16 protein-coding genes are annotated in these 18,878 nt (G+C 69.3%); 2 read left to right on the top strand and 14 right to left on the bottom strand.

Annotated elements, in window-relative coordinates:
* A complete protein-coding gene (pstC, locus tag ACFZBB_RS02515) occupies nucleotides 1-1,026 on the bottom strand; it encodes a phosphate ABC transporter permease subunit PstC (RefSeq protein ID WP_355337106.1) in 1,026 nt (341 codons plus the stop codon).
* 574 nt (nucleotides 1,027-1,600) lie between these two features.
* Between pstC and ACFZBB_RS02520 the strand changes: the two genes are divergently transcribed.
* On the top strand, nucleotides 1,601-2,092 hold the full coding sequence (locus tag ACFZBB_RS02520; protein WP_355337104.1) for a MarR family transcriptional regulator: 492 nt from the start codon (nucleotides 1,601-1,603) through the stop codon (nucleotides 2,090-2,092).
* A gap of 43 nt (nucleotides 2,093-2,135) precedes the next feature.
* On the opposite strand, the gene ACFZBB_RS02525 is transcribed toward ACFZBB_RS02520, so the two are convergent.
* Both ACFZBB_RS02525 and ACFZBB_RS02530 read right to left on the bottom strand, forming a co-directional pair.
* On the bottom strand, nucleotides 2,136-2,495 hold the full coding sequence (locus tag ACFZBB_RS02525; RefSeq protein WP_391116990.1) for a hypothetical protein: 360 nt from the start codon (nucleotides 2,493-2,495) through the stop codon (nucleotides 2,136-2,138).
* A gap of 39 nt (nucleotides 2,496-2,534) precedes the next feature.
* A complete protein-coding gene (locus ACFZBB_RS02530) occupies nucleotides 2,535-2,948 on the bottom strand; it encodes a nitroreductase family deazaflavin-dependent oxidoreductase (RefSeq protein WP_391116992.1) in 414 nt (137 codons plus the stop codon).
* Nucleotides 2,949-3,119: 171 nt separating this feature from the next.
* Between ACFZBB_RS02530 and sigJ the strand changes: the two genes are divergently transcribed.
* Complete coding sequence (gene sigJ, locus ACFZBB_RS02535; RefSeq protein ID WP_391116994.1) at nucleotides 3,120-4,184, top strand: RNA polymerase sigma factor SigJ; 1,065 nt, start codon at nucleotides 3,120-3,122, stop codon at nucleotides 4,182-4,184.
* A gap of 38 nt (nucleotides 4,185-4,222) precedes the next feature.
* Here sigJ and ACFZBB_RS02540 read toward each other — a convergent pair whose 3' ends face one another.
* The 11 genes from ACFZBB_RS02540 to ACFZBB_RS02590 form a co-directional block, all read right to left on the bottom strand.
* A complete protein-coding gene (locus ACFZBB_RS02540) occupies nucleotides 4,223-5,698 on the bottom strand; it encodes a cation:proton antiporter (protein ID WP_391116996.1) in 1,476 nt (491 codons plus the stop codon).
* A 47-nt stretch (nucleotides 5,699-5,745) separates the two neighbouring features.
* Complete coding sequence (locus tag ACFZBB_RS02545; protein WP_391116998.1) at nucleotides 5,746-6,120, bottom strand: antibiotic biosynthesis monooxygenase; 375 nt, start codon at nucleotides 6,118-6,120, stop codon at nucleotides 5,746-5,748.
* A gap of 65 nt (nucleotides 6,121-6,185) precedes the next feature.
* On the bottom strand, nucleotides 6,186-6,734 hold the full coding sequence (locus ACFZBB_RS02550) for a flavin reductase (RefSeq protein ID WP_391117001.1): 549 nt from the start codon (nucleotides 6,732-6,734) through the stop codon (nucleotides 6,186-6,188).
* Nucleotides 6,731-8,089, bottom strand: a complete 1,359-nt coding sequence (locus tag ACFZBB_RS02555; protein WP_391117003.1) for a cation:proton antiporter — start codon at nucleotides 8,087-8,089, stop codon at nucleotides 6,731-6,733. The genes ACFZBB_RS02550 and ACFZBB_RS02555 overlap by 4 nt, the downstream gene beginning before the upstream one ends.
* A gap of 139 nt (nucleotides 8,090-8,228) precedes the next feature.
* Nucleotides 8,229-9,737 carry an FAD-binding protein gene (locus ACFZBB_RS02560; protein ID WP_391117005.1) on the bottom strand — a complete coding sequence of 503 codons (1,509 nt, stop codon included), beginning with the start codon at nucleotides 9,735-9,737 and terminating at the stop codon, nucleotides 8,229-8,231.
* Between the two features lie 43 nt (nucleotides 9,738-9,780).
* Nucleotides 9,781-11,478, bottom strand: coding sequence for a tryptophan 7-halogenase (locus tag ACFZBB_RS02565; protein ID WP_391117007.1), 1,698 nt, complete (start codon nucleotides 11,476-11,478; stop codon nucleotides 9,781-9,783).
* Between the two features lie 421 nt (nucleotides 11,479-11,899).
* Nucleotides 11,900-13,561 carry a DHA2 family efflux MFS transporter permease subunit gene (locus tag ACFZBB_RS02570; protein WP_391117009.1) on the bottom strand — a complete coding sequence of 554 codons (1,662 nt, stop codon included), beginning with the start codon at nucleotides 13,559-13,561 and terminating at the stop codon, nucleotides 11,900-11,902.
* Nucleotides 13,562-13,735: 174 nt separating this feature from the next.
* Nucleotides 13,736-14,551 (bottom strand): dienelactone hydrolase family protein, encoded by an 816-nt coding sequence (locus ACFZBB_RS02575; protein WP_391117011.1) that lies wholly within the window; start codon nucleotides 14,549-14,551, stop codon nucleotides 13,736-13,738.
* Between the two features lie 49 nt (nucleotides 14,552-14,600).
* Entirely contained in the window at nucleotides 14,601-14,843 is a 243-nt protein-coding gene (locus ACFZBB_RS02580; protein WP_355337080.1) for a hypothetical protein, read from the bottom strand.
* A complete protein-coding gene (locus ACFZBB_RS02585) occupies nucleotides 14,840-15,520 on the bottom strand; it encodes a nitroreductase/quinone reductase family protein (RefSeq protein WP_391117013.1) in 681 nt (226 codons plus the stop codon). Before ACFZBB_RS02585 ends, ACFZBB_RS02580 begins: the two co-directional genes overlap by 4 nt.
* Before the next feature lie 79 nt (nucleotides 15,521-15,599).
* The gene (locus ACFZBB_RS02590; RefSeq protein ID WP_391117016.1) at nucleotides 15,600-18,878 is read right to left on the bottom strand and encodes an FAD-dependent monooxygenase; all 3,279 of its coding nucleotides are present in this window, start codon (nucleotides 18,876-18,878) and stop codon (nucleotides 15,600-15,602) included.

An 18,878-nucleotide genomic window follows, 5' to 3' on the forward strand; every position in this document is an offset into this window, starting at 1 on the left:
TCACCCCTCGCTCAGCGAGCCGGAGCGGGACCGCGCGACGATCGTGGACGCGGTGAAGTTGACGACCAGGGTGAGCAGGAAGAGGGCAAGGCCCGCGGCCATCAGCGCCGACATGCCGAAGTCCGAGGAGTCGCCGTAGTGCAGGGCGATCAGTGAGGAGACGGAGTTCGAGCCGGTCTGGAGGATGTGGGGCTGGATCTGGAAGACCGGGGAGATGATCAGGTAGACCGCGATGGTCTCGCCCAGCGCCCGGCCGAGCCCCAGCATCGTGCCGCCGATCACGCCACCCAGGCCGTACGGCAGCACCACCGAGCGGATCATGCCCCAGCGGGTGGAGCCGAGCGCGTAGGCGCCCTCCCGTTCACCGGCCGGGGCTTGCGCGAAGACCTCGCGCATGACCGAGCACATGATGGGGGCCACCATCATCGCGACGACGATTCCGGCGATGAAGGTGGAGGCGGTGTACACGCTGGCGGAGGAGAGGGGTTCGCCCGGCTCGACGCCGTCCACGCGCAGGAAGGGCACCCAGTGGAACCAGGTGGACAGCCAGCGGGACAGGCCGATCACATGGCCCTGGAAGAAGAACAGGCCCCACAGGCCGTAGACGACGGACGGCACGGCGGCCATCAGGTCGACCATCGCGACCAGGGTGCGGCGCACGCGGCGCGGCGCGATCTCCGAGATGAACAGCGCGGTGCCGACCGCGAGCGGCAGCGCGAAGCAGACGGCCACGGCGGCGATCAGCACGGTCCCGGTGAGGACGGCGGCGATGCCGAAGTTGTGGACGTCGGGCTGCCACTGCGCGGTCGTCAGGAACGCGAAGCCGCGTACCCGCAGCGCCTGGCTCGCCCGGAGCAGCAGGAACAGGCCGACCGCCGCCATGATCGCCAGTACGGCGACACCGGCGGCCGTGAGCTGCCCGCGGAATATCCGGTCCCCGATCCCCTTGGCCGCCCGCAGCCGCCGGGGGGCGTCGTCGCCCCCGACCGACTCGGGCGTGCGGGACACCACTTGTGTGGATGTCACGTGTCGTTCTCCCCCCAGCGCTCCCGCGCGCCGAATGGCGTCGCGCTGCGAGGAGTGAACGGGGCCTCAATGGCCGAATGACACTGTTCACCTGAGGAGAAAATGAACAACAGATAGTGAGAAGTTGTGGGTGGCCTGTGGAGGTTGTCCAATGTCCGACAAAACTACCCATCTCCCGCCCAGTTGCCTTATGCACCTAGCAACTTGCCTGCCCAGAAGGGGTGTTGAGAGGGCGCTCCGCGCGCGATACGGGCGGGACCGATGGTGTTGGCGGGCGAGGTGAGCACGGAGGGTGACGAGCGACAGGCGGCTCGATCCGGCCACGTTGGGGCACGAGCCCACGGTTGCCGGGAGGCGCACGCCTGCTACCGACAACGGGCACCGCGCGAGGCGCGGAGGATTCGGGGAGAGCCCTACGAGTTTGTAAAGGACCTGTGAGAGGGTGTCCGCCTGAACCCCGCCGATATTCGCCGCCCGACCGGGGCCGAAGGCTCCAGCGGTCGACCAGCGGCCCGAATCGGGTGTTGGGGTAGTTTCATATCTCCGCGTGCTATCGATGCGAGGAACGTTGCGTATGGATTCCACACTGCCCGGAGCCGCGTCGACAATACGGCGGCGGAGGCGACTGAACACGAGGATCAAGGACGCGCTGCGCGATCTCTCCGTCCAAATGGCGTTGCTGAACCACCGGGTCGGCACTCATCTCGGCCTGCGCGACGCCGACTTGGAGTGCCTGGACCTGGTCAGCCGCTTCGGACCGATCGGACCGACCGCGCTGTCGAAGCACGCGGGCCTGCACCCGGCCACGCTGACCGGCGTGCTCGACCGGCTGGAGCGCGGCGGCTGGGTGGTCCGTACGCCCAACCCCAGCGACCGGCGGGCGGTCCTCGTCCAGGTCATCAAGGAGCGCGAGACCGAGACGGCCGAGATGTTCGCCGGGCTCAACAAGTCGATGGACGTGATCTGCGCGGACTACGACGACGCCGAACTGGTGCTGATCGCCGACTTCCTGTCCCGCGCGGCGCGGGCGGGACGTGAGGCGACCGACGAACTCGCCGACCGCTGACGGGCTGACGGCCGGCCGCCGGTCGTCCTCACCTCGCCTCACCTCACCTGCCGCCGGCCGCGCGGCGCTCCGGGTGCCAGCGCGGCGCCGCGTCCAGACAGCCGTCGTACGGGTCGCCGGGACCCGGCAGGTCCTGGCTGCCGCGCAGCGCGCGCAGCTTGCGCAGCACGCCGGGATCGTCGAGGCCGCCGGGCTTCCGACGGGCCGCCGCGGCGACCGCGCGCGGGCCTGAGCCCTCGGTGGGCGCCGCGCCCTCCCACCAGTACTCGCCGCGCCCGCGCCACCACTCGGACGACGAGACGCCGACGGTCGTCGAGCCCAGCGAGATCAGGGCCCGCAGCAGCCGGTCCCCGCAGAACCGGGCGGCGGCCCGGCCGAAGGCGCGCCAATTCGGTGCGGGCATGCGCGATCACTCCTCCTCACGCGTCTTCACCGATCGTGCTCAGACGCGCTCGGCCGTGACCCCGGTCTCCGCCGTGGTCTCGACGATCTTCAGCGAGATGAACTCGTCGATACGCAGCCGCTGGAGCGCCCAGCGCAGGACGGCGGGGATGTCGGGGTTGTCGTCGATGTACACCTGCGGCGCGACCACCGGGACGCGCTTGCCGCGGGTCTTGATCTCACAACCGCCCGCGGCCACCACGTTCTTGACCCAGTCGGACTCCGCGCCGTACGGGAGGGACAGGATGAAGTGGCCGTTCTTCTTGAAGACCTTGACCGGCGTGCGGTACTCCCGGCCGGACTTGCGGCCCTTGTGGTAGACCGCGCCGAACCCCGGCATGGCGGGGAGGATCCGGCCGACGATCCGATTGCCGAAATACTTGTTCACGCGCGCCAGCCGCCGCTTAACGGACATGACTGTGCTCCTTCTTTGAGGGACTCGCACGGGGAAAAAGAACGGAGAAAAGAGAGAAGAAAAACGACAGCGGTCCGTAATAGCGCAACATCTTTCCCGGCCGATGTCACACTCGGGCGGGGGCCATTCATCTCAGGTGACAGGAGCGCGCGTCACACTGGGAGGCCCACCATGTCCGACAACCCGGCGGAGCTGCCCGACGACACCGCCACACGGGTGTTCGTGGGTCATCGGGAGTTACTGTTCTCGGTGGTCTACAACCTGCTCGGCAGCGTCTCGGACACCGAGGACGTCCTTCAGGAGACCTGGCTGGCCTGGGCGCGGAGAGTCCGCCAGCCGCACGCCGAGGAGATCGACAACCCGCGCGCGTACCTGGTGCGGATCGCGGTCAACCAGGCGCTCGCCCGGCAGGCGACGATCAGCCGCCGCCGCGAGACGTACATCGGACCCTGGCTGCCGGAACCGTTGATCACGCAGATTCCGGAAGCGCGCAACACCCCGCAGGCGGCGCAGGCGACGGACGCCGCGGAATCCGCGCTGCGCAACGAATCCGTGTCCATGGCACTGTTGGTCATTCTGGAGACGCTGACCCCGCTGGAACGCGCGGTGTTCGTGTTGCACGAGGTGTTCGGTTACGCGCATACCGAGATCTCCGAAATTCTCGGCCGCAGCCCGTCCGCGATCCGGCAACTCGCCCACCGGGCCCGCGAACACGTCCAGGCCAGGCGGCCCCGCTACCAGGCCGATCCGCACCTCCAGCAGCAGGTCACCGAGCGGTTCGTCGCCGCCGCGCTCGGCGGCGACATAGCCGACCTGATGAGCCTGCTCGCGCCGGACGTGACGATGTGGACCGACGGCGGCGGCAAGGTCCGCTCCGCGCTGCGCCCGGTCACGGGCCGCGACAAGGTCGCCCGGCTGCTGAACGGTTACGCCACCAGCCGGCTGCCGGAAGCCCTCGACATCCGCTACCGGCACGTCAACGGCGACCCGTCCGCCGTGGTCTTCTCCGGCGACTCCCCCTACGCGGTCATGGTCATGGACCTCAATCCGAGCAACGACCAGGTCACCGACATCTATCTGGTCACCAACCCGGACAAGCTCTCCCGCGTACGGCTGGACGGTCTGGACGACGGGGACGAGGACACGACCGCGGGACAGATCGAGGCCGCCGAGCCGAGGAAGGCGATCGAACCCGGCGACGACGGCCTCGACGAGTCCGGTCCGCGGGCGGGCTGAGCCGAGCGGCTGTCCCGGTCCTCCCCACGTGGGGCATGTCACGTGGGGTGGACCGGGACGCCGCGTTCCTGGGTGACGGGGGTATCGGCCGCCGGATCGGATTTTCCGGCGTCCGCGAACCCGTCGGTGGGTCCGTCGGTCAGACCGTCCGCGAGTTCGTCAGGACGCCCGTCCGTACGTCCCTCCGGAACCCCTTGCAGGGCCAGTACCCGCTGCTCGCGCAGTTCCTCGTCCGCCGTGCTCTCGATCCGCTTCATCGCGACCCGCAGGATCGGCGGCGCCATCAGCGGGGTGAGGATCGCGATCAGCACGATGATGCTGTACATCGCGGTGGTCAGCAGGCCGAGCCGTACGCCGACCACGGCGATGACCACCTGGATCACCCCGCGCGCGTTGATCCCGGCGCCGAGCGCCAGGGCCTCCCAGCGGGTGAGGCGGCTGAAGGCGCTGCCGATGAAGGCGCCGAGGAATTTCCCGGCGACGGCGATCGCCAGCGCGGCCAGTCCCCACAGCGCGATCTTCGGACGCGTCAGCGACGTCAGGTCGATCCGCAGCCCGGCGAGCGCGAAGAACAGCGGGGACAGGAAGGACAGCACGGTGGCGTTCAGCGGCTCCAACTGCCGTGCCTGCGCGTCCGTACCGCGCGAGCCGATCAGGATGCCGCACAGGAAGGCGCCGAACACCGCCTCGAAACCGAGCGCCTGGGCGCCCGCGCCCGCCAGTACGAGCAGGATGACGGTGGCGGAGATGGTCACGCCGCGCGAACCGGAGCGCTCGGCCCAGCGCAGCACCCGGCCGACCAGCCACCGGCCGCCGGTCAGCAGGACGACGATGACGACGGCGAGGTGCCACAGCGGGGTGGCGATCTCGCCCGCGCCGACTCCGGTGGTGGCCATCGCGGTGACGACGGAGACCAGCAGCCAGCCCACGGCGTCGTCGATGGTGCCGACGACCAGGATCATCTGGCCGACATTGCGGTGGATCAGCTTCATGTCGACCAGCACCCGGCCGATCACCGGGATCGAGCTGACGCACATGGCGACGCCGACGAACCAGGCGAAGACCGCCGGATCGGCGTCGCCCGGCCGCAGTTCACCCGGCAGCGCGTAACCGAGCCACACGCCGAGCGCCAAGGGCAGCAGCAGGGCGGCGGCGCTGACGCCCGCCGCCTTGCCGCCCTGCCTGCGGACCACCTTCAGGTCCAGGTGCATGCCGGTGAAGCCGACGAGCAGCAGCACGCCGAGCTGCCCGACGGCGTCCAGCAGGTGCATCTGGGTGGGGTCGCGGGGGAAGAGCCAGCCGGACAGGCCCGGCGCCACGTGCAGCAGGAGCGAGGGCCCGAGTAAGACACCCGAGGCCAGTTCTCCGACGACGGTCGGCATGCCGAGCCTGCTCGCCAGCCGTCCCAGCACGAGGGCCAGGACGAGCAGGGCGCCGATCTGGAGCAGGAACACCAGCAGTGTGTGCTGCGGAAGGGGATCGACGGTTTCCGCGGCGATGCTGATCGCATTCATCGAAGAGCTCCTCACTGATGCGCGGTGGCCGGGTCGGCGGACAGTCCCTAGGCCACGCAGATCCCCTGGACGGCGACCTTCTCCGCGATGAACGGCCGCGCGAGCAGACCGTCGGGGTAGGCGCCGGCCTTCTCCTGGAACTCGGCCGACATGAAGGCCGCGAGCAGCGAGGAGGTCGACTCCCAGATCGCGATGTTCACCAGGGTGTTGCTGCCCGCGGTGCCGCGGTGGAGCTGGGTGGAGATGCAGCCGTCACAGGACTTCATGTAGGCGGCGTCGAGCGCCCAGCTCTCCAGGGTCTTGTCCATCTGCCCCTCGGGCACGACAAGGGTGTTGATGAGTACGACGGTGCCCGAGTCCTCCTGCTGGAGCTGGGTCTCGAAGGAGACCTTCGGGTCGACGGCCTCGAATTCGAACGCCATGGTGTGTCCTCTCGTCGTCATGGGCGGTGCGTGACGTGACGTGGATGGCTGACGTGCGGGCCCGCTCAGCCGTCGAAGATGGGGTGCGCTCCCCGCGGCTCCTCCTCCAGCGCGCCCAGGGAGCCGCGGAAGAAGATGAGCGGTTCCTGGTACTCGCGGGGCACGCCGAGTTCGACGACGCGGCCGACGAAGATGGTGTGGTCGCCGCCGTCGAACTCCTTGTCCAGGCGGCAGGCCAGGAAGGCCAGTGCCTCGCTGAGCACCGGCATGCCCTCGGCCGAGTGGTGGTGGGGCACGTCCTTGACGGCCGAGGTGTCCTTGCCCGCGAAGGCGCGGGCCAGCGGCTCCTGCGGCCCCGACAGGAAATTCACCACGAAGGAGCCGGCCTCGTCGATGACCGCGCGCAGCCGCGACTCCTTGTGCAGGCAGAACAGCACGAGCGGCGGGTCGAGCGAGACGGAGGTGAACGAGTTGACCGTCGTCCCCTCCGAACGCCCTTCCGCGCCGCTGGTGATGACGGTGACGCCGGTGACGAACAGGCCGCACACATTGCGCAGCAGCCTGCCCTCCACCGGCTCCGGCTGGTGCAGCACCTGATCGGAGGGCGCGTTCACGAGCGCCCCTTCTCGCCCGCGGCTGCCCCGGCCCCCGCTTCGGCCTTGCCCGCCGCCTCCGCCTCGCCGACCTCGACGCCCACCGTCGAAGTGGCCATCAGCTCGCTGCTCTTGGGCAGCAGCGGACCGGCCAGCGCGGTCGTGACCAGCGCCATGATCACCATCATGGTGAACATCTGGCTGTCCAGGACGCCGAGTTGGACGGCGGTGTTGAGGATGATCAGCTCGGTCAGCCCTCGGGTGTTCATCAGCAGGCCGAGCGCCCTGGACTCCCGCCAGGACAGGCCGAACAGCCGGGCGGGCACCATCGCGCCGAGCAGCTTGCCCGTGCAGGCGACGACCAGGATCGCGGCCAGCTCCAGGTACTGCCGGGCGTGCAGGCCGTTGATGTCGACGCCGAGGCCGGTGACGATGAAGAACACCGGCAGCAGGATCAGGCTGACGTGGTCGAGCGGCTTGCGCAGGTGCTCGGCGAGCTGGAGCGCGGGCTCGCGCGGCATGATGAAGCCGAAGAGGAAGGCGCCGAAGATGCCGTGGATGCCGATCCAGGTGGTCAGGTAGGACGACAGGAAGGTACCGGCCGCCATGACCACCAACAGGGCCCGCCACTGCTGGCGTTCGCTGAAGAACCTGACCACCGCGGCCAGCGCGGGCCGCACGAGGACGAACATGCCGAGCACGTAGGCCGCGCTCAGGCCGAGCACCTGGAAGAGGTCACCGGCGCCGCTGGAGGTGACCAGCGCGGAGACGTACGCCAGCATGCACCAGGCGAGGATGTCGTCCACGGCGGCGCTCGCCAGGGCGAGGGTGCCGACCCGCGAGTGGGTGAGCCGGTTGTCGGTGAGGATCCGGGCGAGTACGGGGAAGGCCGTCACCGACATGGCCGCGCCCATGAACGTGGAGAAGGTGACGAAGGAGATGTGGTGCCCGGCCACCGTGTTGTGGTGCGGGTAGAGCAGCGCGGCCACCGCGACGCCGAGTCCGAAGGCGCAGGCGACCGAGGAGAGCGAGACCGACGCGGCCAGACCGCGGTGCGGACGCAGCATCCGCTTCTCGAACTCCCAGCCCACCATGAACATGAAGAGCATCAGGCCCACGTTGGAGACCGCGGACAGCAGCGGCCGTACGTCGGCGGGGAACAGCTTGTGCGACAGGTCGCCGGGCAGCAGCCCGAGCAGGCTGGGGCCGAGCGCGATACCGGCGAGGATCTCGCCGATCACCGCGGGCTGGCGGACCCGCTTGGCGAGAGTGCCGAGCAGCACTCCGACCAGCAGGACGAAGGCGATGCCCGCCAGCATCGTGGCGACTTGCAGGTCGTTGTGCGGCGCGAGGCTGTGCAACGCGATGCTTCTCATCGCAGTCCTCCGGGGACAGGAGCGGCTGGGAGGTCGGGCCAAGGGCGTACGCGTCCGGACACACGACAGCGGGGTGGCACGGAAGTCCGTGGCCACCCCGCTGTCGTGAGAGGGATGTCGCTGTGTCGCCGTCAGGCCCCTAGCGGATGCTCTGGGCGAACCTGAAGGCGCCGTGCGGGTCGTAGCGGTGCTTCACGGCGGACAGCCGCGGGTAGTTCTCGGCGTAGTACGCCTGCCGCCAGTCGGGCAGTTCCGGGTCGATGAAGTTCTGGTAGGTCTCACCGGAGGACTGCCGGTCGATGACGCGGAAGCCGTTGTCGACGAACGCCTGACCCGCCGCCCTGCCCGCGGAGTCGGCGGCGTCCGGGGACCCGATGTCGACGAGGAAGTTCACCGTGAACAGCGCGTCGCGGTGGACGAACGCGGTGTCGGTACGGCGTAAATCCCGCACCGCCCCGCCCAGCGGAAGCACTTCCATGAGGTGCGCCTGGCCGGGCACCCGCAGGGTCTCGAAGAGCGCCGCCGCGTTGTCCCACACGCTGCGCGACGGCAGCCGGTTGAAGAACCGGCTGCGCTGGAGGCCGAACGCCGACCGGGGAAGCGTGCCGCCGGGCGTGGTGTCGGCCCGGTGGCAGGCGGTCACATCGGCCGCGCACCGGAAGAAGCCCATCATGAGCGGCTGGTACGGCACGACGCTCGCGGGCGTCTGGCTGGCCGGTGCCCCGGTCAGCGCCACCAATCGCGCCACCTCGCTGGTGAGTTCGGCCGTGGTGCCGGTGGAGGCGACGAAGACCATGACGTTGACCGGCGCGCCCGGCGAGGCGTCGAAGAGCTGGAGGAAGGCGCCGCCGCTGAGCGTGCGCGGCGCGTTGACGGACCAGCGCGCGTACCCGTCCAGGACGTCGGCGGCCTTGTCGAAGGTCCAGTTCAGATTGACCACGGCGAGCTGCGAGACGTCGACGGTGGTGATGTCGTACGAGGTGACGACGCCGAAGTTGCCGCCGCCACCGCCGCGTATGCCCCAGTAGAGGTCCCGGTTCTGGGTCGGTGAGGCGGTGACGACGTCGCCGTTGGCGAGCACCACCTTCGCCGAGGCGATCCGGTCGGAGCCGACGCCGTAGGAGCGGGTGAGCACGCCCAGGCCGCCGCCCTGGTAGAAGCCGCCGACGGCGACCGTCGGGCAGTAGCCGCCGATGATGGCCTTGCCGTGCGGCGCGAGCGCGTCGATGGCGTCGACGCCCTGGACGCCGGTGCCGACGGTCACCGTGTTCTGGCCGACGGATATGGAGTTGAGCCCGGAGACGTCGATCACCAGGCCGGTGCTCGTGGAGTACCCGCCGCCGCTGTGCCCTCCGCTGCGCACGGCGAAGGGTATGCAGTTGTCCTGCGCGAATTTCAGGGTCAGCGCCACATCGGCGGCGCTGACGCAGTAGGCGACGGCCTGCGGGTTGATCACGTCGAACTGTTGCAGGTCGAGTTGCTTCGCCGTCGTGTAACCGGAGTCGGTCGGCAGGACGAGCCGGCCCTGGAGGTGCGCGCGCAACTGACTCCAGGGTGCCCCGCTGCCGGCGAAACCGGCGGTGGCCCCAAGTCCTGACAGAGCCACCGCGGTCGCGCCCGCACCGAGGACTTTTCTGCGACTGATCATGGTGCTGTTCAACTTTCGGTCAGATGGAAATTGCCGGGCGGGGTCAGACGAACTTCTGCCCACGCAGACCGGACCGCACAATTCCGCTTACCATGTCGCGACCCAGTTCGCGCATCTCGCCCGGAGCCTTGAAGTTGGCCCAGTACATGAACTTAGCCATCATCGCGGTGGTCGGGTACACGAATTTGATTTCTGGGTCCTCCCATCCGAAAACGGGGTTGAGTTCATCCGAAGCACGAAGACTGTCCATGATCAGTTCGGCCGCCGCGTCGCCGTCGATGTCACCGGCCTCGTACTTCTCGCACGCCTCCGCCATGATTTCGACGGTTTGCTTGAAATCCGGGCTGTTCGGCCACCAAAGACCCGGATTGGGGGTCTTCTCCAAATCGTCCAGCCATTTCACGTCGCCGCTCTCCTCATACCGCGCCCGCGCCCGGATCAACCGCAGCGCGCCGGGCGTGAGATAGGAGCCCCAGACGCGGAACACCGCGTTCCACAGCGGGAAGTGGCTGAAGGAGATGTACGAGCTGTTCACCAGTTCGTCGTTGAAGTGGAGCAGGCCGCGCTCGACGTCCTCGACGTACTGGAATCGCTCGTTGGCGAAGTCGTCGTCGTCCAGGGCGGGCAGCAGCCGGGAGCACAGGGCGTAGACGACCTCGAAGGTGTTGGACAGACCGCGCGAGAACAGCGGATCGAGGAAGCCCGCCGCGTGCGACATCAGGCACCAGCGGTAGCCGATCGACTGGCTGGAGCTGTACTGGAGCCGGTCGGTGGAGACCCACTCGCGGACCCGCGTGGCGCCCTCGAACTGCCGCTTCACCGCCGGGTACTGGTCCAGGAAGCCTTGGAACTCCTCCTCGGGGGTGCGGTCCTTCGGCTTGGGATAGGTCCGCTCGTCCATGGTGAGCCCGATGCTGGTGATCGGGTTCTTGGAGTCCTTGTGGTTGTTGAACGGGATGATCCAGAACCAGCCGCGCTCGATCATGTGGTGCAGCGTGCCGCCGTGCCAGGGCGCGCTGGCCGGCGGGCGCAGGCTCTCCGGGTGGTGGCTGACCTCGTCGAACGGCTTGATGCCGATGTAGTGGGTGAACATCGACCGGGAGTGGTGCTTGAAGCGCGCGGGCTTCTCGCGCAGGTCGAACTTCTCGGCCAGCAGGGAGCGGAAGCCGCTCGCGTCGATCAGGTAACGGGCCCGGAAGACCTCGCCGTTCTGCCCCGTGACCGTCACTCCGAAGTCGTCGAAGTCCAGGTCGGCGACCCGCCAGTTCTGCCGCGTCGTGGTGCCGTACTTGGCCGCCACGTTGAAGAAGTACATATCGGTGTCCTGCCGGAACAGGTGGCCGGCCTCGGTGAGCGCCTTGGGAATGACGAACATCGTGGCGTCGCGCGGGTCGGGCTCCTGGCCCTTCTCGTGCTTGATGAAACCGAAGCTCTGCTTCTTGCCGTGGGTCGGGCCGATGTTCTTGGTGACGGCCTTGACGTCCAGCAGGTGCTTGATCTCCGGTACGTCGAAGCGCACCGCCAGGATGTGCAGCCACTCGATGAGTTGCGGGGTCATCGACTCGCCGATCGCCATCCGGGGATGGGTCGCGGCGTCCACCATGACCACGTTCTTGCCCTGCCGGGCGAGGATCGCCGCGCTCACCGAACCCGCGAGGCCCGACCCGATGATCAGGACGTCGCAGTTCTGCGTCTTGGAGGCGCTGTTCACCGGAACGGATTCCTTGGCTTTGCTGGGCACGGAGCGCCCCTCTCTCTCCTGCGCGGACGGCGCGGAGAATCAACGACGGGTGTGTGGCCGAATTCCCAGGGCACACGCGGGCATCTGAAAAAGGGCGTGCAAAACAATCGCCGGGCCGACCCCGATGGGTCGGCCCGGCGATCGAGAAGAGGTGACCAAGATGTGGGACGCGGCGGCGTCGCGGCGGTGGTCCGCCGGCGTCAAACCGCAATTGGGCATACTGCTACTGCCCAATAAAGCGTGACACGCGGCGACACCCGGTGTCAACCCCGGTAATGGTGCACCGGAAGTGACGCGAGTGCCGCCGGTGTTATTGTGCGGACTCCCCCGACCCCTCCCTAAAGGGCAACTCTCCCCTCCCTGAAGGGCTACTCGGAGAACCGCGGGAGCTTGCCGATGGACGGCTTTACCGAGGGACGGCCTACCGGTGGGCGGCTCCGGAATCGGCCGCCGAATCCGCCGCGGGAGACCCCGCGCCGTCCGTCTGACCGGGAACGGCCGCACCCGGCTCCGGCGCGGCCGACTTCTTCGGCCCGACGATGATCAGGCAGGCGATCACACCGACGAACAGCACGGCCATCGGCACGTACATGGTCGGCTTCATGGCGTCGACGAAGCCGTGCCCGAAGACCGCCGCGGCGGTGTCCTGGATGCGGTGGGCGATGTCGGCGGGCACGTTCGACGGGAACTTCATGGCGCTGCTCGACTGGCCGCCGACCTCGAGGTGCTTGCCCGCGTTGTCGAAGTTCTTCAGGAAATCGGCGCGGTAGTCGGACGGTACGGCGCCCGCGCGCTGCGCCGCCTGGTCCTTGAGGGAGGAGGCGAGCTGGTTCTGGAGCACCGCGCCGATGACGGCGCCCGCCATGACGGAACCGACCTGCCGCAGCGCGTTGTTGACGCCGGACGCGGCGCCGGTGAGCTTGGGCGGCACATTGCGCATGACCTCGGTGGCCATCGGCGTGAAGGTGCAGCCCATACCGGCGCCGACGATCACGACCGGCGCGATCAGCCCGGTCCAGCTCTGGCCGACCTCGACGGTCCGCACGATCCAGAAGACACCGCCGATGTACGCCAGCAGACCGCCCATCAGGATGTACTTGCCGCCGAACTTCTCGGCCAGCACACCGGAGGGCCCGGCGGTGAGCATCGAGCCGACCGCCATCGGCACCAGCACGCCACCGGCCTTCAGCGCGCTGAAGCCGAGCACCGACTGGAGGTAGATGGTCAGCGGAAGCAGCAGGCCGACGACGCCGAACGAGACGGCGATACCGACGAAGTTGACCACCGAGAAGTTACGGTCCTTGAACAGGACGAACGGCACCAGCGGCTCGTTGTCCTGCTGGCCGCGCTGGTAGACCAGGAAGATCGCCAGCACCACGACACCGGCCGCGATCGTGCCCCAGATCGCGCCGTTCCAACTGTACTTCTGGCCCTCGATCAGACCGAAGGCGAGCAGGAACAGGGCGATGGTGGTCAGGACGACGCCGGGGATGTCGAAGCGGTGCCGCACCGTACGCGCCGCGGACGGCATGAACATGAGCGAGGCGATGATCGCCAGCACACCGATCGGCACGTTGACGTAGAAGATCCAGCGCCAGTTGAGCTTGGTGACCAGCAGGCCGCCCAGGCTCGGTCCCGCGACCGACGCCAGGCCCGCGACCGTGCCCCAGATGCCGAGCGCGACACCGCGCTTCTCGTCGGGGAACACGTCCGCGATCATGGACAGGGTCTGCGGCAGCAGCAGTGCCGCGCCGATGCCCTGGATCGCCCGGAAGATGATGAGCTGGGTCGGGGACTGGGCGAGTCCGCAGGCGAGACTCGCCAGGGTGAACAGCCCCACACCCGCGATGAACAGGTTCTTCTTGCCGACGAGGTCACCGAGCCGGCCGGCGGTGATCAGCAGGACGGCGAGCCCGAGGGTGTACGCGTTGACGACCCACAGGATCTGGTCGAGGGACGCGTCGAGGCTGTCCACCATGTCGGGGATCGCGATGTTCACGATCGTCAGGTCGAGCAGGGTCATGAAGAATCCGAAGGACAGGATCGCCAGAATGACCCACGGATTACCACGCCATTTGTTCACGGTTCCTCCTTGCCGCGCGCGTCGGGCCGCACGGCGTTGCACGACCCACAGCCCCTTGCCCCCCAAGAGGTGAGCGGGGGCCGTGGGTGTGACATCGGTGGGACGGTCGAGACGCAACCGTCACCGAGGAGGTCCGCGAGTCCCGGCCGCAGGGGCCGGTCCGCCGGACGGGCCCTAGGGGGCCGCGGGCACCAGCCGCTCCCGCAGGAAGCTCACGACCCGCTCCCGCGCGGCGTACGCCGGGTGTCCGGGGATCTCGCGCATCTCCTCGGTCAGTACGGGGTGGGCTCCCTTGGGGAAGCCGCCCTCGTTGCCCTTCGAGGAGTCAAGTTCGATCACCTCGAAGGCGTCGCCGAGACTGCGCCGCAGGGTGTCGAACCTGGCCCGCGGGGACGCGCTGTCCCCGCTGAAGCGCATGCCCAGCACGCACAGTCCGCTGTTCTTGGTACGGCTCACCACCGTGTCCAGCTCGCCCTGCGAGAGGCCGGGGTCCGCGGACCGCTTGGCGCTGACCGGGAACGGCACCGCGGGCTGGGCGACGACCGGCGCGAGCACCACGTCCTCCACCGCGGCGGCCAGCGCGAACCCGCCGGTGAAGCACATGCCGACGATGCCGACACCGGGCCCGGGGGTACGCGCGGCCAGATCCCGTACCAGCGCCCTGAGGTAGTCCGCGACCGGCCGCCGCGCGTCGACGGCGAAGGCCCGGAATTCGGCGGACACGCACAGCTTGGCAACGGTGGACAGCGTGTAGGGCGTGGAGTTCTTACGGCCGGGCCGTCCGAACAGCGACGGCATCGCCACGGCGAAGCCCTGGTCGACCAGGTGGTCGGCCAGGCCCAGCACCTCGGGCGTCATGCCCGGAATCTCCGGGACGAGCACCACTCCCGGCCCCGCGCCCTTCTCGTACACGTCGTGGGTGAGCCCGGCTCCCGTGAACGGGGCCGCGCGCCAGCCGGTGAGATCAGAGGTCGGGGCGGTACCGGTCACGAGGGGTTCTCCTTCAGACGGTTCTGCGGTCCGGGTGGCGGACGGGCGGTCAGCCGCCCCCGGACTCCCGTCCCTGCCGCGCCCGGACGGCGAGGACGACAAAGGTGGTGATGCTCGCGATCAGGTCGATGTGGTCGATGGCGTGCGGCGACCCGTTCGCCCTGCGGATCTTCTTGGTGACCGCGAGGAAGTTGGCGGCCAGCGTACCGACCGTGACCGCCGTCCGCAGCGGGCTCGCTCCCCGCGCGGCGGGCGGCCCGGACCGACCCGCCCGCGGCCCGGCGGCGCTCACCGTACGGCGTCCGTCTCGCCGTCCGACGGCGACACCGCCGCCAGCATGTCCTTCGGGGTGAACTTCACCACCGGGAGCAGGCGGCTGGCCCGGTTCTGGAACTCGTTGATGAACGGCAGGACTTCGGAGTACTTCGCCCAGATCCGGTCCCGCTCGGGGCCCGACAGGGTCTCGGCGAGGGCGACGATCTGCTCGCGGCCGATGTTGATGGTCACCTCGGGCGTGGCCTTCAAGTTGAGGTACCAGGCCGGGTGCAGGCCCTTGGGGCCGCCGGGGATGTCGAAGTGGCCGGGCACGGCGACCGCGTAGAAGAAGCCGCGCTCGTAGATGTAACCGACCGGCACGACACGCTCCTTGCCGGTCTTGCGGCCCAGCGTGTGCAGCAGCAGCGCGTCGAGGTTGCCCATCTTGCCGCCGATGCGGCCGTTGGACCGCTCGTACAGCCAGATGTGCACGTTGAGCGCGCCCTTGCTGAGCGACTTCTGCACCTTCTTCGGCGGCTTGGAGTAGATGTAGACGTTGACACGCATGAAGGCCCGCGTGATCGGACCCGCGTCCAGACCCTGGTCAGGACGCGTCGTCCTGAAGGACGACAGCGCCTCGGTGTCCTGGATCACCGAGGTGTCACCCATCGGCTCGGCCATCGAGTCCTCCATGGGCTTCGGGGTGGTCTGCATGTGTGGTGCCCTTTCGCGAGATCCGGTGTTCAGAGGACTTCTGTGTCGGAACGCGTCTCTTCGTCGCAAGGCCGTCTGTTCAGAGGACTTTCTTGCCCTTGACGCCCGCGCGGACCGTGCCGGACAGCAGGGCGGAGCCGAGGTCCCGCATCTGCGGCGGGGCCTTGCGGACGGCCCAGTACATGAACTTCGCCATCGTCGCCGTGGTCGGGGTGATCAGCCGGGTGTCCTCGGGGTCGCGCCAGCCGAAGGCCGGGTTCAGCAGCTCGCAGCGGCGGAGCCGGTCGAAGATGATGTCCGCGGCGCGGTCGCCGTCGATCTGCCCGGCCTCGTACTTCTCGCAGGTCTCCGCGGTGAGGTCGACGATCTCCCGGACGGCGGACTCCGGCCACCACAGGCCCGGATACGGCGCGTCCTCCAGCGCGTCCAGGTGCGCGGGGTCGCCGGTGAGCGTGAAGTTGATCCGCGCGCGGGCCAGCCGCATCACACCGGGAGTGGCGAAACCGCCCCAGACCCGGAACACCGCGTTCCACAACCGGAAGTGGCCGAAGGAGATGTACGCGCTGTTCACCAGCTCGTCGTTGTAGTGCAGCAGGCCGCGCTCCAACCGGTCGACGTAACCGAAGCGTTCGACCGCGAAGTCGTCGTCGTCCAGGGCGGGCAGCAGCCGGGTCATGAGCGAGTGGACGACCTCGAAGGTGTTGGACAGGCCGCGTGAGAACAGCGGATCGAGGAAGCCGGCCGCGTGCGACATCAGGCACCAGCGGTAGCCGATCGACTCCTTCGAGCTGTACTGGAGCCGGTCGGTGGAGACCCATTCGCGGACCCGCGTGGCGCCCTCGAACTGCCGCTTCACCGCCGGGTACTGGTCGAGGAAGCGGGTGAACTCCTGCTCGGGGCTGATGTCACGGGGCCGCGGGTAGACCCGCTCGTCCATGGTGAGGCCGACGCTGGTGACCGGATTGGCAGCGCCCTTGTGGTTGTTGAACGGGATGATCCAGAACCAGCCGCGCTCGATCAGGTGGTGGAGCGTACCGCCGCTCCAGGGCGCGTTCTTGGGCGGTCGCAGGCTCTCCGGGTGGTGGCTGACGTCGTCGAACGGCTTGACGCCGATGTAGTGCGTGAACAGCGACCGCGAGTGGTGCTTGAAGCGCGCGGGCTGCTCCCGCAGGCCGAACTTCTCGGCGAGCAGCGACCGGTGGCCGCTGGCGTCGATGAGGTAGCGGGCCCTGAAGACCTCGCCGTTCTGCCCGGTGACGGTGACGCCGTCGTCGTCGAAGTCCAGGTCCGACAGCCGCCAGTGCTGCCGCGTCGTGGCACCGTACTTGGCCGCGACGTGGAAGTAGTACGCGTCGGTGTCCTGCCGGAACAGGTGGCTGGCCTGGGTGAGCGCCTTGGGGATGACGAACATCGTCGTCTCCCGCGGGTCCGGTTCCTGGCCCTTGTCGTGCTTGACGAAGCCGAAGCTCTGCTTCTTGCCGTGGGTCGGGCCGATGTGCTCGGTGACCGACCGGTGGTCCAGCAGATGCAGCAGTTCGGGCAGGTCGAACCGTACGGCGAGGATGTGCAGCCACTCGATGAGCTGCGGGGTCATCGACTCGCCGATCGCCATCCGCGGATGCGTCTGGGAGTCGACCAGCACGACGCTCTTGCCCTGCCGGGCGAGGATCGCCGCGCTCACCGAACCGGCCAGACCCGCGCCGACGATCAGGACGTCGCAGGTGCGGACGGGCGGCTTCGGAGCGGCCGGTTTCGGTGCGGCTGCCTTCGGGACAGTTGCCTTGGGCGCCGCCGTCTCCGCAACGGCCGTCTGTGGAGCCGCGATCGGCGTGACGGGGACCTTGGGGACGTCCTCGGCGCCGAACCAGCGCCGGAGCGCCGGAGCCGGGTCGACCGCGCGCCGCGCCGACCAGGCGATGTGTCCGTCGGGCCGCAGCAGTACGGTCTTCTGCCCGTCGAGGAGCGTGCCGGGCACCGGGCGCGCCGACACCACGTCGACCCGGCCCGTCCAGCCCTCGGCGGCCCTGCCCAGCGGGGCCCGGCGCCTGGTGTCGCCCGACAGGTCGAGCAGCACGCCGCGGCCGGGCCGCAGCAGCTCGGTGGTGCCGGTCGGCCCGTCCGCGGTCGTCAGCGCGATGTGGGGCACGCGGCGGCCGGTCAACTCACCGGCCGTGTCGGTGTGAGTGTCGGCGTCGGTGTCGCCGTAGCGGATGTCGAGGCCGCTGATCATGCCGGCGAGGTGGCCGCGGACGACCGAGGTGCGGGTGAGGAGTTCGGCGGCGGTGCCGCGGACCGCCTCGGTCCCGGGGCCGCCGAAGAGAATGACGGTCTGCGCCTCGATGTTGGCCAGCACCCGCCGCCCGACCGCGTGCCGCTCGGTGTGGTACGTGTCCAGCAGCCCGTCGGGCGCGCGCCCGGTGGCCCGCGCGGCGAGCTTCCAGCCGAGGTTGGCCGCGTCCTGGAGGCCGAGGTTGAGCGCCTGGCCGCCGACCGGCATCTGCCGGTGGGCGGCGTCCCCGGCGAGCAGCACCCGGCCCCGGCGGTACGAGGCCGCCTGACGGGTGGTGTTGCCGAAGGCGTTCAGCCAGGTCGGGGTGCCGTGGGTGATGTCCTCGCCGGTGACCCTGGCCCACACGGCGGCGATCTCGGCGTATTCGGGTGCCGCGGTCCTCGGCCGCACCTCGCGGCCGAACTCGTGCACCATGACGCGGGTGACGCCGTCGCGGGTGGCCGCGATGGCCACCCCGTTCGGGAGCCGCTGGAAGCGGCGGTTGGGGATGTCGAGCCCCAGCACGTCGCAGCGCAGCAGCTCCTTGGTGGCGTCGGAGCCGGGGAAGTCGAAGCCCGCCAGCCGCCGTACGGTGCTCTCCTCGCCGTCACAGCCGACCAGATAGCCGGCGGTGAGACGGGTGACACCGTCCGGGGTGGCGACCTCGACCTCCACGCCTTCCGCGCCCACGTCACCTTCGTCGCCGCCGACGCCCGTGGTCAGGCCGAGCAGTTCGTGCTCGCGCCTGACCTCCGCGCCCAGCCCCGTGGCCCACTCCGCGAGCAGCTCCTCGACCCGGGCCTGCGGGACCTTCCACTGGCCGGGGTAGCGGGTGGTCGGCTCGCTCAGGTCGAGCGGCAGACCGCCGAAGTGGCCCATCGGCTCGTTGGGCGGCGTACCCAGTGTCTCCAACAGGCCGCGCTGGTCGAGGAGTTCCATGGTGCGGGCGTGCAGGGTCGACGCCCGGGACTCGGTGGTGGGGGCGGCGAGCCGCTCCAGAACCGTCACCCGGGCTCCGCCGAGCCGGAGTTCACCGGCCAGCATCAGGCCGACAGGCCCCGCGCCGACGATGATGACGTCGGTGTCCAT

The organism is Streptomyces sp. NPDC008139, from assembly GCF_042957025.1.
In the GTDB taxonomy this organism is placed as follows: Bacteria; Actinomycetota; Actinomycetes; order Streptomycetales; family Streptomycetaceae; genus Actinacidiphila.

Excerpts from the sequence above, each read along its gene's own strand:
- ACFZBB_RS02555 (WP_391117003.1), bottom strand. The coding sequence starts at position 8,089 with ATGAGAAGCATCGCGTTGCACAGCCTCGCGCCGCACAACGACCTGCAA.
- ACFZBB_RS02540 (WP_391116996.1), bottom strand. The coding sequence starts at position 5,698 with ATGAATGCGATCAGCATCGCCGCGGAAACCGTCGATCCCCTTCCGCAG.
- ACFZBB_RS02530 (WP_391116992.1), bottom strand. The coding sequence starts at position 2,948 with ATGTCCGTTAAGCGGCGGCTGGCGCGCGTGAACAAGTATTTCGGCAAT.
- ACFZBB_RS02525 (WP_391116990.1), bottom strand. The coding sequence starts at position 2,495 with ATGCCCGCACCGAATTGGCGCGCCTTCGGCCGGGCCGCCGCCCGGTTC.
- ACFZBB_RS02545 (WP_391116998.1), bottom strand. The coding sequence starts at position 6,120 with ATGGCGTTCGAATTCGAGGCCGTCGACCCGAAGGTCTCCTTCGAGACC.
- ACFZBB_RS02590 (WP_391117016.1), bottom strand. The coding sequence starts at position 18,878 with ATGGACACCGACGTCATCATCGTCGGCGCGGGGCCTGTCGGCCTGATG.
- ACFZBB_RS02560 (WP_391117005.1), bottom strand. The coding sequence starts at position 9,737 with ATGATCAGTCGCAGAAAAGTCCTCGGTGCGGGCGCGACCGCGGTGGCT.
- ACFZBB_RS02520 (WP_355337104.1), top strand. The coding sequence starts at position 1,601 with ATGGATTCCACACTGCCCGGAGCCGCGTCGACAATACGGCGGCGGAGG.
- sigJ (WP_391116994.1), top strand. The coding sequence starts at position 3,120 with ATGTCCGACAACCCGGCGGAGCTGCCCGACGACACCGCCACACGGGTG.
- ACFZBB_RS02585 (WP_391117013.1), bottom strand. The coding sequence starts at position 15,520 with ATGCAGACCACCCCGAAGCCCATGGAGGACTCGATGGCCGAGCCGATG.